The following is a 16,090-nucleotide window of genomic DNA, read 5'->3' on the forward strand; positions in this document are numbered from 1 at the left end:
ATGCGGATCGGCCACCCGCGGGTGCCGTATCACCAGCTCACGCGCTGTCCGAAAAGGCCGGGCAGCGCACCGGCGGCCCCCGTAACCTGAACGCTCCGCCCGACGCCGAAGGAGCGACGTGAGCATCGCAGAGACCGAGACCGGTACACCCGCCTGGCGGCTGCTCCTCGGATACGTCCGGCCGCACCGCCGGTCCCTGCTCGCCGGTGCCGTGCTCTCGCTGGTCACCGGGGCGACCGGGCTGATGCTGCCGCTGGTGGCGCGGGGCCTGATCGACGATCTGGCGCACGACCGGGCCATCACCGGCGCGCTGCTGGCGATGTCTGCCCTGGTCGTGACCAACGCGGCGGTCGGTGCACTGGGTTCGTACGTGTTGCAGCGCACCGCCGAGTCGGTGGTGCTCGGCGCGCGGCGCGCCCTGTCGTCGTATCTGCTGCGGCTGCGGGTCCCGGCCGTGGACCGCAGCGAGCCCGGCGACCTGATGGCCCGCATCACCTCGGACACCACCCTGCTGCGCGCGGTCACCACCGACTCGCTGGTCGGGCTGGGCACGGGCGGTCTCACGCTCGTCGCGACGGTGGTGATGATGGGCCTCGTGGAGCCCGTGCTGCTGGGCGTCACGCTGGCCGTGATCGTGGGCGCGGGCGTGATCCTCGGCGTGATCGTGCCGCGCATCAACAAGGCGAGCCGGCAGGCGCAGGACGCGGTGGGTGTCATGGGCGCCTCGCTGGAGCGGATCCTCGGCGCCCTGCGCACGGTGAAGGCGTCCGGTGCCGAGCACCGGGAGGAGCGCACGCTGCACGAGGCGGCGCAGGAGTCGTGGCGGCAGAGCGTGCGGGCGGCCAAGTGGTCGGCGGCCGCGGGCAACACGGCGGGGCTCGCGATGCAGATCGCCTTCATCACGGTGCTCGCGGTGGGCGGCGCGCGCGTGGCGACCGGCGCGATCGACGTGGGCACGCTGGTCGCGTTCCTGCTGTTCGTCTTCTATCTGATGTCGCCGATACAGCAGGTCGTCGGTGCCGTCACGCAGTACCAGACGGGCGCCGCGGCCCTCACCCGCATCCAGGAGGCGCTGCGACTGCCCGCCGAGCCGGCGGCCGCCGCCGCCCCGCTCCCGTCCCCCGGCGCGCAGCCCGCCGCCCTCGCCTTCGACGACGTCCGCTTCCGCTACGCCGACGACCTGCCGTACGTCCACCACGGCGTGACGTTCGCCGTGCCCGCGCAGGGCATGACGGCGTTCGTGGGCCCGTCCGGCGCCGGCAAGACCACCGTCTTCTCGCTGATCGAGCGGTTCTACGAGCCGGAATCCGGGACGATCACGTTCGACGGACGCGACCTCGCCGACTGGGAGCTGACGCACCTGCGCGCCGCGATCGGCTACGTGGAGCAGGACGCGCCGGTCCTGTCGGGCTCCCTGCGGGACAACCTGCTGCTGGGCAATCCGGAGGCGGACGACGACGCCCTCGCGCGGGTGCTGAAGACGACCCGGCTCGACGGTCTGGTCGCCCGGCTGCCCGCCGGCCTCGACACGCTCGTCGGGCATCGTGGCACCAAGCTGTCGGGCGGTGAGCGGCAGCGGGTCGCCATCGCCCGGGCCCTGCTGCGCCGCCCGCGGCTGCTGCTGCTCGACGAGGCGACCTCGCAGCTGGACGCGGTGAACGAGGCGGCGCTGCGCGACACCGTCGCGGACGTGGCCCGTACGACGACGGTCCTGGTGGTGGCGCACCGGCTGTCCACGGTGACGATGGCCGACCGGATCGTGGTGATGGATGCCGGGCGGGTCCGGGCGGTCGGCACGCACCGCGAGCTCGTGACCGCCGACCCGCTCTACGCGGAGCTGGCGGCGACGCAGTTCCTGGCCTCGTCGGACTGAGCCACCGGGCATGCGTGAGGGCCGCCCGAGCCGGGCGGCCCTCGTCGTACGCGCTGCCTCAGGGCCGGACGTTCGGAACGAACCCGAAGAGCGGCGAGACCAGGCCGACGACCTGGTTCAGCTGATAGAGGTCGTTGAGGCGGTCGAGCCCGGCCAGTTGGTTGGAGGGCCGCGGGATCTCGTCCTTGTGCTCGGCGGGGATGTCGCTCACGGTCAGCGAATCCAGCGTGGCGACCGGGCTGAGCGGGCTCCGGGATTTCCGCGTCGGCCGCGTTCGCCAACGGCGCGGCGAGGCCGGTGACACCCGCGGCGAGACCAACGGCGGCGACGAGACGTCGTGTTGAGATCAGGCCCATCGCAACGCGAGCGGGTCCCCGGCGGACACGGGCGGGGGTTCCGGTCACCCGTCAGGACAAGTGCTCCGGCTGCGTCTGCCTGCGTTTGCCGTGCCCGCCGGACCGGAGGAGGCTCGAGGGGAGAGGTCCCTCGCGGCCCGGTCCCGACCGGGTCGCGGCCCTTCGAAGGAGGTCATCATGGGAACTGCGGCAGACCCCGCCTTCGACAGAGAGACACTGCGCCGGGGCGTGGAAGGACAGAGCCCGGACCTGCTGCTCTCGCTCTACGCGGACGACGCGGAGTTCCGCATCGTCGACCGCACGACCCAGCCCAGCCACCCCAAGGTCCTGCACGGCCGGGACGAGATCAGCCGGATGCTGGAGGACGTCTACAGCCGCGACATGTCGCACAAGCTGGAGCGGTGCGTCATCCAGGGCGACGAGGCGGCGTACAGCGAGAGCTGCGAATACGCGGACGGTGTGCGCGTGCTGTCCGAGTCCATGATCTCGCTGCGGGACGGCAAGATCGCCGAACAGACCCTGGTCCAGGCCTGGGACGACTAGGGCGATCCTCGGCGAGCCGGCCGGCACGCTGCTGATCACCCGCCGCCGGGCGGCTCCGCGCGCCGGGTCTGATCAGCGCATCCACGCGCTGTACGACATCACGTCACCCTTCTTGACGCCGTACTCGGGCTCGGCGGTGCTGAAGGTGCTCTCCAGGCCGAGGACGGCGCCGGTGACCGGGTCCATGATCAGCATGCGGCGGGCGCCGGGTCCGTCGTACACGTACGCCTGACCGCGTCGCCCGAGGCGGTCGGTCACCTGGCCGACGGGCCGCAGCCCCTCGGTGCCGGCCAGGAGGCGGGCGAGCGTCGCGGTCTCCCGGGCGCCGAGGGTCCAGTGGTCGAGCAGCACCTCGACGGCGTCCAGCAGTTGGGGCGTGGTCAGCGGAGCGTCCGAGTACTGGACCTCCGTCAGATAGGCGCGCAGCCGGTCGGGGTCGTGCGGCGGCGGGGACTGGGGCGGGGCGTCGCTCCAGCTCGGCGGATACGTCTGGTCGCTGAGAACGTGCCCGTCGTCGACGAGGTGCGGCTCGCCGCCCTCGCCGGAGAGGACCGGGCGACCCGGGTGCCTCGGGTCGGTCGCCACGACCAGTTCCGTGTGGCTTCCGTCGGCCCGCCAGCGCACGATGCGCTCCTCGGGAACGGTGATCGGGGGCTTGTCGTCCGACATGCCCATGCTCCAGGTCTGCACGTGCGTGCCCTTGCGCAGGCGGGGCGAGCCGTCGGCGGCGGCCTGTTCGGCACGCTCGGCCAGCCGGTCCAGGGGCAGCGGTGTGGAGCCGGTCTGCACCACCAGCGGACGCGGCGCGGCGACCGCCGGCGTGGTGTTCGGGCCGCTCAGTACGAGGGTCAGCGCGAGGGCGGCGACCACCGCCGTCGCGACGAGCCCCCAGGCCAGCCGGGGCCGCCCGGCGCCCGGCAGCAGCCGCTCCCGCAGACCACCGGGGGGCCGCTCCCGCAGCAGCCGCTCCAGCCGGCGCTCGGCGCCGTGGTCCAGGGGGCCGTCGCCGAAGTGGGGGCCGTCGGACGGCACCGGGTTGGCACCACGCAGCAGTTCGAGTTCGTCAGCCATGGCCGTGTTCCTTAGGGGCGGTCACGAGGGTGGCGGTCAGGGGGCGCGGGGCGAAGGCGCGAGTGTGGCCGCCGGTCGGGGGCGTGGGCAGGGGGCGTACGTCGCGGCCGGGTGCGATCCAGGGCCGGGCGTGTGCGTCACGGCCGGGCGCGTCCCAGGACCATGCATGCGCGCCGGTGACGAGCGGCCCGGAGAGCACGTCGGTCATCGCCGGTCCCCCTCGCGCGGCGAGTGCCCGGTGTCCGCCGCCACGGCGGGAGACATGCGGTCGATCTCGGCTCTGAGGCGGCGGCGGGCCCGGTGCAGCCGCATCGTGGCGGCACGCCTGCCGCAGCCGAGGGCGACCGCGACCTCGTCGATGCCGAGTTCCTCCCAGGCCGTCAGGCGCAGCACCTCCTGGTCGGACGCGGAGAGCCGGGCGAGTGCCTCGTGCACCCAGGCGCCGGGGGTCTCGGTCTCGGGGCCTGCCGCGATGTGCCGTCCGTGGGCGGTGTCGTCGTTGCCGAGCCGGTCGACGAGCCGGCGGCGGCGTCCGTGGCCGCGCACCGTGTTGGCCAGGCAGTTGCGTGCCACGCCGTACAGCCAGGGCAGCGGGGAGGAGGGCAGGTCGGCCCGGCGCCGCCAGGCGACCGTGAACACCTCCGCCACCACTTCCTCCACCTCGCCGGCCCGCCCGTCCAGTCGCCGCGCGACATAGCGGCTGACCGCCCAGTAGTGCTCGCGGTAGGCAGCGGCGAAGATCTCGTCGTTGCTCATGTCCCGTTCGTGTCCGGCACCTTCTCGATAGTCACACCCGTTTCCGTGATTCTCGTCGCGTCAGGAAAGTGTGACGTCAGGGCGGGGCGCGGACACAGGCGGGGCATGAGGCACCTGAAGTGGCTGACGACCACGGATCACAAGACGATCGGCACGCTGTACCTGGTGACGTCGTTCGCGTTCTTCGTCATCGGTGGCGTGATGGCGCTGTTCATGCGCGCCGAGCTCGCCCGGCCCGGTCTGCAGATCATGTCGAACGAGCAGTTCAACCAGGCGTTCACGATGCACGGCACGATCATGCTGCTGATGTTCGCGACGCCGCTGTTCGCCGGCTTCGCGAACTGGATCATGCCGCTCCAGATCGGCGCGCCGGACGTGGCGTTCCCCCGGCTGAACATGTTCGCCTACTGGCTGTACCTGTTCGGCTCGCTCATCGCCGTCGGGGGCTTCCTGACGCCGCAGGGCGCGGCCGACTTCGGCTGGTTCGCCTACAGCCCGCTGTCGGACGCGGTCCGCTCCCCGGGCATCGGCGCCGACATGTGGATCATGGGTCTGGCCTTCTCCGGCTTCGGCACCATCCTCGGCTCCGTCAACTTCATCACCACGATCATCTGCATGCGCGCGCCCGGCATGACCATGTTCCGCATGCCGATCTTCACCTGGAACGTGCTGCTGACCGGTGTGCTGGTCCTGCTGGCCTTCCCGGTCCTGGCAGCGGCCCTGTTCGCCCTGGAGGCGGACCGCAAGTTCGGTGCCCACATCTTCGACTCCGCCAACGGCGGCGCGCTGCTGTGGCAGCACCTCTTCTGGTTCTTCGGCCATCCAGAGGTGTACATCATCGCGCTGCCGTTCTTCGGGATCATCTCCGAGGTCATTCCGGTCTTCTCCCGCAAGCCGATGTTCGGTTACTCGGGTCTGATCGGCGCGACCATCGCGATCGCGGGTCTGTCCGTGACGGTGTGGGCGCACCACATGTACGTCACCGGCGGTGTGCTGCTGCCGTTCTTCTCCTTCATGACCTTCCTCATCGCCGTCCCCACCGGTGTGAAGTTCTTCAACTGGATCGGCACCATGTGGCGCGGAAGCCTCTCGTTCGAGACGCCGATGCTGTGGGCGACCGGCTTCCTCATCACGTTCGTGTTCGGCGGGCTCACGGGGGTGCTGCTGGCCTCGCCGCCGATCGACTTCCACGTCTCCGACTCGTACTTCGTGGTCGCGCACTTCCATTACGTCATCTTCGGGACGGTCGTGTTCGCGATGTTCTCGGGCTTCCACTTCTGGTGGCCGAAGTTCACCGGCAAGATGCTGGACGAGCGACTCGGCAAGATCACCTTCTGGACGCTGTTCATCGGCTTCCACGGCACGTTCCTGGTCCAGCACTGGCTGGGCGCTCAGGGCATGCAGCGGCGGATCCCCGACTATCTGGCGGTGGAGGGCCTGACGGCGCTCAACACGGTGTCGACGATCAGCTCGTTCCTGCTCGGCATGTCGATGCTGCCGTTCTTCTACAACATCTGGAAGACGGCGAAGTACGGCGAGCGGGTCACAACCGACGACCCGTGGGGCTACGGCCGTTCCCTGGAGTGGGCCACTTCCTGCCCGCCGCCCCGCCACAACTTCGTCGCGCTCCCCCGGATCCGCAGCGAGTCCCCGGCGTTCGACCTGCACCACGCGGACGTCGCGGCGGCGGACAGGGAGCTGACGCTCCGATGACCGCCATGGAAGGTCTGCCCGTGGATCTGCGGGTGTTCCACAACGAGGTCGAGGGCCATCTGCTCGCCGCCGCCGCGCACGAGGAGGCCCGGGCCGCCGCCGCGCGCTTCACCGCCCGGCTCGAACGGCTCCCGGAGGCCGAACGGGAGGAGGTGGAGCGGCTGTTCGCGGCGGAACACCTCGCCCTCGCCCGGGCCTCGTGGCAACGCACGGCTCAGCGCGGGCAGGAGCTTCGGGGCGAGTACGAGGCGGTGTACCGCAGGCTCCGCGCACGGCTGCTGGCCGGTTTGCTGCTGGGATGCGCGCTGCTGGCGGCGGTGAATCTCGTGGTGCTGGTGTCGGTCTAGCGGGTGTCAGGCCCCGGTGCTGGTCTAGCGGGTGCCAGGCCCCCCGGTGTCGGTCTAGCGGGTGCCAGGCCCCGCTGCCGGCCAGGCGGTATCAGGCCCCGCTGCCGGGGGGATTCCTCAGGACCTCGATCAGGCTGGCGTAACTGTCCTGTCCGTGTCCGGCGGCGGCGGCCTTCTCCATGGCGGTCTTGAGGAGTTCGGGCAGCGCGTTGTCGATGCCGCGGGCCGCCGCCGCGTGGATGAGGTGGTCGATGGCCGCGATCTGCACGTCGACGGTGGCGTCGTCGCCGGGGTAGCGGCCGGCGTCCACCTGGGGCGCGTACGTGGTGAGGAAGCGCGTCACCGTGCTCAGCCAGCGGATCGCGACCGGGGTGAAGGCGGTGGCCGGAGTCCGCTCGGCGCCGACCAGCGCGGTGCCGTGCAGCCAGCCGGTCATGGTGGACCACATCAGGCCGAGCAGGGCGGCGTCGTAGAGGGAGGCGAGGCCGGGGTCGGTGCCCAGGTGGAGGGGGTCGCCGAGGGTCGCCAGGGTGGAGCGGTGTGCGTCGAAGACCTCCCGGGAGCCGCTGTAGAGGAACATCATGGCGGGGTCGCCGACACCGGGCGGGGTGGTCATGATGGCTCCGTCGAGGTAGCCGGCCCCGTGGGAGTCGGCCCACTTGACGGCCTCCTGGGCCTGCTCGGGAGACCCGGAGGTGAGGTTGACCAGGGTTCTGCCCGCCAGTTCGCCGGTGGCCGGGTCGAGGGCGGTGTACAGCGCCTCGTAGTCCAGGACGCAGGCGATGGTCAGCGGTGAGGCGGCGATCGCCTCCTGGGGTGTGCCGGCCAGGCGGGCACCCCGGTCGACCAGGGGGCGTGCCTTGTCCGGGGACCGGTTCCAGACGGTGGTCGGATGGCCCCGGTCCAGCAGGGCGGCGGCCAGTGCCGAGCCCATCGAGCCCAGTCCGACGACGGTGACCGGCCGGTGTTCCGTGTTCATTTCCAACTCCTCTTTGCTGACTGCCACATGACGCGTGATCACGTACGGACACGCTCGCAGGGCACGCAGATCGGGAACAGTGACAGCGGTGACGGCCTCCACCAAATTCCTGCCATAGGCTGCGGAGCATGAGTGCCGGTTCTGTCGCCGTGGTCGTGACCGAGGAGATCGGGGTCCCCTCGTGGGATCTGTACGAACTGAGCATCCCGTGCACCGTGTTCGGCAAGCCACAGCCCGATCTGGCCGACCCCTGGTACGACCTGCGGCTGTGCGGGACCGGGGGCGGGCCTGAGGAGGAGGGGGACGGCGGGGCGGGCGGGCACGGGCTGAGCCTGCGCACCCGTTACGGACTGGACGACCTGGTCGGCGCCGACACGGTGATCGTGCCCTCGGTGCCCGACCCGTGCGTCGAGGAGGGCAGGCCGCTCCCGCGGGAGCTGATCGAGGCCCTGCGCCGGGCTCATGACGCGGGCGCCCGCATGGTCTCCCTGTGCACCGGTGCCTTCGCGCTCGCCGAGGCGGGGCTGCTCGACGGACGGCGTGCCACCGCCCACTGGATGCACACCGCACAGCTGGCAGAGCGCTACCCGAAGGTGCGGGTCGACGCGTCGGTGCTGTACGTGGACGACGGCGACGTGCTCACCAGCGCGGGACTGACCGCCGGACTCGACCTGTGCCTGCACCTGGTGCGGCGCGATCTCGGCGCGCACGTCGCCAACCAGCTGGCGCGCCGCATGGTGGTGCCCGCCCACCGGCCGGGCGGACAGGCGCAGTTCATCGAACTGCCCGTGCCGGCCGGCGACGACGAGGGACTGGCGCCCGTCCTCGAATGGGCGAGGGGCAACCTGGACCGGCCGCTGACCGTCGCCGACCTGGCGCGGCGGGCCGCGATGAGTCCGCGTACGTTCTACCGGCGGCTCCAGGCCGTCACCGGGACGACCCCGCTCCAGTGGCTTCTCGACCAGCGGCTGGGGCGCGCCCGGTCACTGCTGGAGTCGACGGACCTGCCGATCGAGAAGGTCGCGGAGCTGAGCGGCCTCGGCACGGCCAACAATCTCCGCCACCACTTCCTGAGGCACCTCGGGGTGTCGCCCGGCGACTACCGGCGGGCCTTTCCGGGGGCCCAGGCGACCGGGCGTGGACGGACGCGGGTCTGAGTCAGGTCCGCGGACTCCAGCCCGGGGGCCGCAGGATCCCCAGCAGTTGCCGGACCAGTTCGTCGACGACCTCGTCCAGCGTCGCGTCTACCCAGCCGGCGCTCCAGTCGTGCAGCAGGCCGTTGACGCTGCCGATGAAACCCGTCGCCGCGAGGCGGTAGTCGCGGGGTGCCGCCTCGCCGCGCGCGGCGGCCGCCCGGGCCTCGGCGCAGATGAGGTCGACCCAGCCGGCCCGGCGGGCGAGCCGCTGTTCCTCCAGGCGCGGGCTGACGCCGATGATCTCGACGAAGGTGATGCGGATCCGGCGCGGATCGGCGGCGAGGTTCCCGGCGTAGGCGCGGAAGATGGCGGTCGCGCGCTCGACGAGCGGCAGGTCCGCCGCACCTGCTGCCGCCTCCAACACCGCTGCTTCGGCCCAGTCGTTGACCTGGAGGTGCAGGGCCGCGAGGACGTCCTCCAGGGTGCGGAACTCCTCGTAGAACTGACGGGTGGACAGCGCGGCCGCCTCGCTGAGCGCCGCGACGGTGGTGGCGCGGAAGCCGGGGGTGTCGCCGAACAGCTGGAGCGCGGCGTCCAGGAACCGCCGGCGCCGCTCGGCCTGCCGCTCCTCGGCGGTCTTGCCGCCGTAGCGGCCGGTCGGCGCTCTGAGTCTGCCCGGCACCGGCTCTCCCTCCATCCGCTCGGACACCCATCTTCGCCCGAACGCGATTTTGTCGTGGCCGCGGTCTTGTGAAGAAGGCCGCCCCTTCCTTACTTTGCAGTAAGTTAACTCTGAAAGCACGTGTGTTCAGATTCCTCACCCCACCCGCAGAGGAGGGATCAGCCATGCCCGTCTTCCGACGACGGCACCTGTGCTCCCTGACCGCCGCCCTCGCCCTGACCGTCACCGTCCCCGCGACCACCGCCCACGCGGACGCCGCGGACTCCACCGCCGCGCTGCGCCAGGTGCTGTTCGTGGGCAACAACTGGGACGGCACCGCCGAAGTCATCAAGTCCACCGGTGACTTCGCGAGGATCGGCCGGATCAACGTCATCCCCGACAAGGACGAGCGGATGGCGGAGATCAACGCCGATCCGATCAGATGGATCGCCTTCATGACGATCCGCAACAGCGTCGGCGAGGGACACGACCAGTTCGTCGACGACATGTACTCCACGCCGGACGGCAAGTCGGTGGTCGTCTCCCGGCCCAGTTTCGCCGACGTCGTCTCCCTCGACCTGGCCTCCGGGCGGATCAACTGGCGCTTCCCTGTGTCCGGTTTCCGCGCCGACCACATGGCCGTCTCCCCCGACGGCAAGCGGGTCGCGGTGTCGGCCTCGACCGGCAACACCGTGCACGTCCTGGACATCGAGACCGGCAAGCAGCTCGGCAAGGCCGCCACCGGCGACAAGCCGCACGAGAACATCTTCACCAAGGACGGCAAGTACATCTACAACATGTCGATCGGCGAGGTGAACACGCAGACCGACGCGCCCTGGCTGGACTGGACGAAGGGCGACCGGCGCATCACCGTCATCGACGCGACCACGTACCAGCAGGTCAAGGTCATCGATATGCGCTCGCGCCTGGACGCGATCGGTCTGAAGGACTTCTCCGACGCGGTCCGCCCGGCCGTGTTCTCCCCGGACGAGTCGAAGCTGTACTTCCAGGTGTCGTTCTTCAACGGCTTCTTCGAGTACGACCTGGCCTCCGACAAGATCACCCGCACGAAGACCCTGCCGAAGAACCCGGCGACCAGCGACGACCGCACCACCTTCGTCAACGACTCCCGCCACCACGGCCTCTCGATGAGCCCGGACGGCAAGAAGCTGTGCGTCGCGGGGACCATGGACGACTACGCCACGGTCGTCGACCGCGGCACCCTCCAGGAGGGCCCGCTCGTCACCGCCGCCAAGCCCTACTGGGCCACGGTCAGCGGTGACGGCAAGAGCTGCGTCGTCTCCGAGAGCGGAACCGACCAGGTCACGGCCATCGACTTCGCCACCGGGAGGAAGGTCGCGTCCGTGCCGGTCGGGGACCACCCGCAGCGCGTCCGGCTCGGCCATGTGGAGGCCGGCTGGACGAGCCCGTCCGCTAGTTGACCTCCTTCGCGGTCCACGCGGCCAGTTCGGAGCGGGCCGCGTTCAGCAGCTCGGCCGAGGGAGCCGTCGCCCCGTTGGTCACCAGCGCGTAGTGCAGGGCTCCCGAGTCCGGCGCGGTGAGCAGCAGGCGGCGGCTTCCCGTGCCGCCGGGCTCCTGGGCCACGCCGACCGGGGTCGTCGAGGTGTACGCGGGCGGGGCGTGGGACGTGCCCAGGTCGGAGACGACCGTGGTGGACGCGGTCGGGAAGCTCGCCGGCAGGTGCAGTTCGGTGGGTGCCCGGCCGCCGTCCGAACGCCACAGCAGCAGCCCGTACTGCCCCGAGCCCACCAGCCGTTTCACGTTCGGCAGTGAGTCCGGCACCGGGTTCCAGGTCAGGGTCGTCGAGCCGTCCCGGGAGCGGTCCTCGTAGGTGAAGCCGACGGTCTTCCCGGCCGTGGCGCTCGGGTAGACGCGGTCCAGGAGCCGGGCGTCCTGGCGCAGCACCGGCTTGCCCGAGTCGTCGAGGCGTACGGCGGACAGGTCCTCGTCGTTCCAGGCGTCACCGGCGGTGAGCACCTTGCCGGGGTTGCCGTTCATCAGCTCGCGGTGCCGCCCGTTGTAGATGTCCCACTGCCACTGCGAGCCGGAGAGCACCGGCCCGGAGGCCGCCGGGTCGGACCACCAGTCGGCACCCTTCAGGCGGGAGTCGAGGGCCTGGTACATCGCCTTGAGGACGGTGGGCGCCTTGTCGGAGACGTTGCCCGCCAGGGGGTGGCCGAACTCGCTGACGACGGCGGCGGTCTGCGCGGCGGCCGCCCGGTCGCGGACCGTGCGGAAGTCGTTCGCGTACTGGCCGTCGGCCGCCTTGCCCCACATGAAGACGCCGGAGATGGCCTTCTGGTCGTAGAAGTGGGTGTTGAACACGTAGCGGGGTCCGAGCTTGCCCGCGTCGAGCAGGCCGCCCTCCTGCCTCTGGAAGTCGAGGTTGGCGTTCCAGAAGAGGTTCGGCTCCACGAAGGCGGGCTTGTCGCGCCAGCCGGCCGCGTCCATGCGGGCCCGGAACTTCTCGAAGAACGGCCACAGCACGTCCTTCTCCCAGGCGCGGCTGGTCTGCCCGGAGTCGTAGACGCCCGCGTGCGGCTCGTTGTAGGGGTCGAAGCCGACGACGCCCTTGAACTGGTCGGCGTTCAGGTGCTGTTCGACGTAGGCCATGGTCTTCTCGGCGGTGGCGAGGAAGGCGTCCTGCACGCCGTGCGCGTTGTGCCAGAAGTCGTACGTGGCACGCTTCACGGCCTCGTTCTGGGTGATGTTCTGCCCCCAGAAGAGGCAGATCCCGCAGGACTCGTCCGGGTAGTTCCCGGCGTCCACCGCCCACTTGGGCGCGCCGTCGCCGGTGTACCAGCTGTCGGCGTCGAACAGGTGCCGTGAGTAGAGGTCCTGGTGGAAGTCGGGGTAGACGCGGATGCCGGCGTCGAGGAACGCCTTCATCTGGGCGGTGGCTGCGGCCAGATAGGCGGTGTCCACCGTGCCGCGCTCGGGCTCGGCGTAGGCCCAGGAGAGCAGGAAGCGGACGGTGTTGCCGCCGCCGAGGGCGCGCAGGGCGGTCGCCGACTTGCGCGCGTCGGCGACGGAGGCGAAGGGCAGGCCCTTGTTCTCCGCGAGCTTGGTCTCGCCTGAGACGTTGTAGCCGCGCAGGACGACCTCGCGGCCGGAGGAGTCGGTGAAGCGGCCGTCCTTCACGGTGACGGTCGGGTCGTCGAACCAGAGGGAGCCGGGAGGGGGCGCGGCGGCGGCGGGCGGGACGCCCGCCACCGACAGGGAGCCGAAGAGGACAGCCAGGACAACCAGCAGACGTACTCGGATAGTCGGCATGTCCACTACAGTCCGGTGATATCAGGACACCGTCAACACCCCTGACTCTGGAGTAAGTTCCCTCTCGGCCAGCGCCCACACCTCAACCGCCCACTCTTCGTGTCACATTCAACAAGTACTCCTTCCTGTTCAGCGGGTTGTGGTCAGTGCGCGGACGCTCGGGAATCATGCCGTGCAGGACTGGCGCATAGTGGTCGAAGGCGCTCTCCAGCTCTCCCTCACCGCGGGTCAGCCCCGGCAGCAGTTGTCCGAGGGCGTGCACCCGGGCCGCCGGCACGGTGCCTTCGAGGACGCAGAGGTCGCCCCGGTTGCGCGTCGCCTCCGGTACGGCCGCGAGCCCGACCAGGACCGGAAGCAGAGCGCCGAGGGTGTCGGCCGGGGCCTCGACACGGAAGCGGTGCATCGGCTCGTGCACCCGCGTCCCGGCCCGCCGCAGCGCCTCGACGAGCACCAGCGGGGTCACGCCGCGGAAGTCGGCTCCGGTGCTCGACATGCTCTTGTCGAAGCCCTGGTGGGCGTGGCTCTGGCGGGGTGAGTAGCCGCTGTGGGTCATGGTGACGGTGCAGTCGGGGACCTGCCAGCCGTGCAGCCCCTGGTCGAGGGTCTCGCGCACGGTGTCCTCGACGGCCTTGAAGAAGGCGTACGGCATGGAACCGAGCTCCACCTCCAGCCGGAAGCCGACGCCCGAGCCGACCGGTGCCGGTTCGACGCGCAGACCGACCGTCGCGAGGAACGGGTTCGGGTCCTGCTTGTTGAACTCCACGGCATGCCCGGTACCGACGAGCCGTTCGACACACAGGGGGGTGGTCTCGCGGAAGGTGACGTGGAGACCGTACTCGTCGGCGAGCGTGGCCTGGACGACCTCCTTCTGCACCTCGCCGTAGAGGGACACGGAGGTCTCCTGCCGGCGTTCGTCGTGGCGCAGGCCGATCAGCGGGTCCTGTTCGGCGAGCTGGGTGAGCGCGATGTGCAGAGCGCCTCTGCTCACACCGGGCCCCGGGACGACGACCGTCTCCAGGGTGGGCGGGGCGAAGAAGTGCTCGTACGCCTTGCGGGGTTCGCCGATCGCGTCGCCGATCCTGATGTCGGCGAGACCCCACAGCCGGGCGATCTGCCCGGCGGCGACGGCGTCCGCACGGGTGTCCGTGCCGTGGCCGAAGACGCTGATCCCGGTGATCCGGCCCTCGGTGCCGTCCGCTCCGCAGGGGATCCGGTCGCGGGTGCGCAGCGTGCCGGAGAACATCCGGGCGTAGGCGACCTTCTCCCCCGCCGGTCCCCGCTCGACCTTGAACACGGTGCCGGAGACCGGCCCGTCCGCGTCCCCGCCGGCGGCCGGCAGCAGTCCCTCGATGCCGGACAGGAGCGCGTCCACGCCGGCGCCCGTGGCGGCGGAGCCGAAGTAGACCGGGTGGACCAGGGCCTCCCGGGTCTGGGTGACGAGGGACCCGCGCAGGAGGGCGTCCGTGACCGTGTCCTCGACGTACGCGGACAGCAGGGCGTCGTCGTGCTCGGTGAGGACGTCGAGGGCGGCGGCCGGGCCGGGCCCCGGGACGAAGCGGGCCGCGCGTGTGCCGAGGCCGGTGGCGGTTCCCATCGGCACGATCGCGGGTGTCAGGCGGGCCGCGACCGACCGCAGCACCTCCTCGTCCCGCGCCCCGCGCCGGTCGATCTTGTTGACGAAGAGCAGGGTCGGGATGCGCAGCCGCTGGAGCGTCCGCATCAGCACCCTCGTCTGCGCCTGCACCCCTTCGACGGCGGAGATCACGAGGACGGCGCCGTCCAGCACGCCGAGCACGCGCTCCACCTCGGCGATGAAGTCCGGGTGACCGGGTGTGTCGATGAGGTTGACCGTCACACCGTCCAGCGGGAACGAGACGACGGCGGACTTGATGGTGATGCCACGCCGGCGCTCCAGCGCGAGGGTGTCGGTACGGGTGTTCCCGTCGTCGACGCGGCCGACCTCGTCGATCACCCCGGCCGAATGGAGCAGCCGCTCGGTCAGACTGGTCTTACCTGCGTCGACATGGGCGAGAATTCCAAGATTGAGCAACTGCACGAAGCGTCATGTCCTTCGGAGAGAGATCCGTTCCTGACTGGGGGGACATGGACGCACGGCGCATCTGGGCTCCTAGGGACTCGGTGACGTCGTCGAATCGTCGACCCGTGCAGTGCAGCAGACCGGCCCGGTGGGCCACAACGGAATTAACCGCCGACGGGGTACCCGGCGGGGGCACGCAAGGAGAGGAGCCGGTCGTGCGTGACATCCTCCCGGTGCTCGGCCGCTGGTACGCGGCCGGGCTCCCGTTCGGCCTCGCGACGGTCGTCGAGGTCAGCCGCAGTGCGCCGCGCGACCCGGGCGCGGCGATGGCGGTGGGTCCGGACGGGCAGGTCGTGGGCAGTGTCTCCGGGGGCTGTGTCGAGGGTGCGGTGTTCGAGCTGGCGCAGGAGGTCGTGGCGAGCGGCGAGGCCCGGCTGGAGACCTTCGGCTACAGCGACGAGGACGCCTTCGCCGTCGGCCTGACCTGCGGTGGTGAGATCACGCTGCTGGTGCGTCCCGTGACGCCCGGGCTGGATCCCGCCTTCGGCTCGGTCGTGGACTGCGTCGCGGCCGGAGAACCGGTGACCACGGCGACGGTGACCGATGGTCCGGCCCCGCGCGGGGCGACGCTCGCCGTCCGGCCGGACCGGGTGTCGGGCACGCTGGGCGCGAACGGCCTGGACGCGGCCGTCACCGCCGACGCGCGCGGCGAGCTCGCTCTCGGTGCCACCGGCCTGCGGCACTACGGGCCTCAAGGACAGCGCCGCGAGGACTCCGTCAGCGTGTTCCTCCAGTCCTTCGCACCGCCGCCGCGGATGCTGGTCTTCGGCGCGATCGACTACGCGGCGGCCGTCGCCCGCATCGGGGACTTCCTCGGCTACCGGGTCACGGTCTGCGACGCCCGCCCCGTCTTCGCCACGCCCCGGCGCTTCCCCGAGGGCGTCGAGGTGGTCGCCGAGTGGCCGCACCGTTACCTGAGGGACACGGACACCGACGAGCGCACGGTCGTCTGCGTCCTCACCCACGACCCCAAGTTCGACGTGCCGCTGCTCCAGGAGGCACTGCGCCGGCCCGCCGCCTACATCGGGGCGATGGGCAGCCGCCGTACCCACGCCGACCGGGCGAAGCGGCTGGCCGAGGCCGGGCTCACCGAGCGGGAACTGTCCCGGCTGCGCTCACCGGTCGGGCTCGACCTGGGAGCCCGTACGCCCGAGGAGGTGGCGGTGTCCGTCGCCGCCGAGATCGTCGCGCTGCGCTGGGGCGGCACGGGGGCGCCGCTGACCGCCACGGAGGGCGCGGTGCATCCGCCCCGACCCCGGTGAG

Annotated in this window: 14 protein-coding genes and 1 pseudogene; 7 read left to right on the forward strand and 8 right to left on the reverse strand. The window is 71.2% G+C overall.

Annotation, left to right across the window (positions count from 1 at the left end; all coding sequences use genetic code 11):
- The first annotated feature begins 118 nt into the window (after positions 1–118).
- Positions 119–1,873, forward strand: a complete 1,755-nt coding sequence (locus QC385_RS22830) for an ABC transporter ATP-binding protein (protein WP_279543191.1) — start codon at positions 119–121, stop codon at positions 1,871–1,873.
- Between the two features lie 58 nt (positions 1,874–1,931).
- Here the strand turns inward: QC385_RS22830 and QC385_RS22835 are convergent.
- Positions 1,932–2,223 (reverse strand): annotated as a pseudogene (locus QC385_RS22835) (hypothetical protein).
- Between the two features lie 183 nt (positions 2,224–2,406).
- Between QC385_RS22835 and QC385_RS22840 the strand changes: the two are divergent.
- On the forward strand, positions 2,407–2,772 hold the full coding sequence (locus QC385_RS22840) for a nuclear transport factor 2 family protein (protein WP_279543192.1): 366 nt from the start codon (positions 2,407–2,409) through the stop codon (positions 2,770–2,772).
- Positions 2,773–2,844: 72 nt separating this feature from the next.
- Here the strand turns inward: QC385_RS22840 and QC385_RS22845 are convergent, their stop codons facing one another.
- From QC385_RS22845 to QC385_RS22855, 3 genes are read right to left on the reverse strand one after another with little or no spacing between them, the layout of a single operon-like run.
- Positions 2,845–3,843, reverse strand: a complete 999-nt coding sequence (locus QC385_RS22845; RefSeq protein ID WP_279543193.1) for a CU044_5270 family protein — start codon at positions 3,841–3,843, stop codon at positions 2,845–2,847.
- Entirely contained in the window at positions 3,836–4,051 is a 216-nt protein-coding gene (locus QC385_RS22850; RefSeq protein WP_279543194.1) for a hypothetical protein, read from the reverse strand. Before QC385_RS22850 ends, QC385_RS22845 begins: the two co-directional genes overlap by 8 nt.
- Positions 4,048–4,599, reverse strand: coding sequence for an RNA polymerase sigma factor (locus QC385_RS22855; protein ID WP_279543195.1), 552 nt, complete (start codon positions 4,597–4,599; stop codon positions 4,048–4,050). Before QC385_RS22855 ends, QC385_RS22850 begins: the two co-directional genes overlap by 4 nt.
- 105 nt (positions 4,600–4,704) lie before the next feature.
- Here QC385_RS22855 and ctaD point away from each other — a divergent pair, with 105 nt between their 5' ends.
- Complete coding sequence (gene ctaD / locus QC385_RS22860; RefSeq protein WP_279543196.1) at positions 4,705–6,312, forward strand: aa3-type cytochrome oxidase subunit I; 1,608 nt, start codon at positions 4,705–4,707, stop codon at positions 6,310–6,312.
- Positions 6,309–6,659 (forward strand): hypothetical protein, encoded by a 351-nt coding sequence (locus QC385_RS22865; protein WP_279543197.1) that lies wholly within the window; start codon positions 6,309–6,311, stop codon positions 6,657–6,659. Before ctaD ends, QC385_RS22865 begins: the two co-directional genes overlap by 4 nt.
- 91 nt (positions 6,660–6,750) lie before the next feature.
- Here QC385_RS22865 and QC385_RS22870 read toward each other — a convergent pair whose 3' ends face one another.
- Positions 6,751–7,638 (reverse strand): NAD(P)-dependent oxidoreductase, encoded by an 888-nt coding sequence (locus QC385_RS22870; protein WP_279543198.1) that lies wholly within the window; start codon positions 7,636–7,638, stop codon positions 6,751–6,753.
- Between the two features lie 149 nt (positions 7,639–7,787).
- On the opposite strand from QC385_RS22870, the gene QC385_RS22875 reads away from it, so the two are divergent.
- Positions 7,788–8,795, forward strand: coding sequence for a GlxA family transcriptional regulator (locus QC385_RS22875; protein WP_443032975.1), 1,008 nt, complete (start codon positions 7,788–7,790; stop codon positions 8,793–8,795).
- Position 8,796: 1 nt separating this feature from the next.
- On the opposite strand, the gene QC385_RS22880 is transcribed toward QC385_RS22875, so the two are convergent.
- On the reverse strand, positions 8,797–9,456 hold the full coding sequence (locus QC385_RS22880; RefSeq protein ID WP_279543200.1) for a TetR family transcriptional regulator: 660 nt from the start codon (positions 9,454–9,456) through the stop codon (positions 8,797–8,799).
- Between the two features lie 164 nt (positions 9,457–9,620).
- On the opposite strand from QC385_RS22880, the gene QC385_RS22885 reads away from it, so the two are divergent.
- The gene (locus tag QC385_RS22885; protein ID WP_279543201.1) at positions 9,621–10,877 is read left to right on the forward strand and encodes a YncE family protein; all 1,257 of its coding nucleotides are present in this window, start codon (positions 9,621–9,623) and stop codon (positions 10,875–10,877) included.
- Here QC385_RS22885 and QC385_RS22890 read toward each other — a convergent pair.
- Both QC385_RS22890 and QC385_RS22895 read right to left on the reverse strand, forming a co-directional pair.
- Complete coding sequence (locus QC385_RS22890; RefSeq protein ID WP_279543202.1) at positions 10,870–12,729, reverse strand: cellulase family glycosylhydrolase; 1,860 nt, start codon at positions 12,727–12,729, stop codon at positions 10,870–10,872. The two genes, QC385_RS22885 and QC385_RS22890, sit on opposite strands and share 8 nt — an antisense overlap.
- A gap of 82 nt (positions 12,730–12,811) precedes the next feature.
- A complete protein-coding gene (locus QC385_RS22895; RefSeq protein WP_279543203.1) occupies positions 12,812–14,785 on the reverse strand; it encodes a TetM/TetW/TetO/TetS family tetracycline resistance ribosomal protection protein in 1,974 nt (657 codons plus the stop codon).
- 197 nt (positions 14,786–14,982) lie between these two features.
- Between QC385_RS22895 and QC385_RS22900 the strand changes: the two genes are divergently transcribed.
- Entirely contained in the window at positions 14,983–16,089 is a 1,107-nt protein-coding gene (locus QC385_RS22900; protein WP_279543204.1) for an XdhC family protein, read from the forward strand.
- The last annotated feature ends 1 nt before the right edge of the window (position 16,090 follow it).

This window comes from Streptomyces sp. DH10 (assembly GCF_029813805.1).
In the GTDB taxonomy this organism is placed as follows: domain Bacteria; phylum Actinomycetota; class Actinomycetes; order Streptomycetales; family Streptomycetaceae; genus Streptomyces; species Streptomyces coeruleofuscus.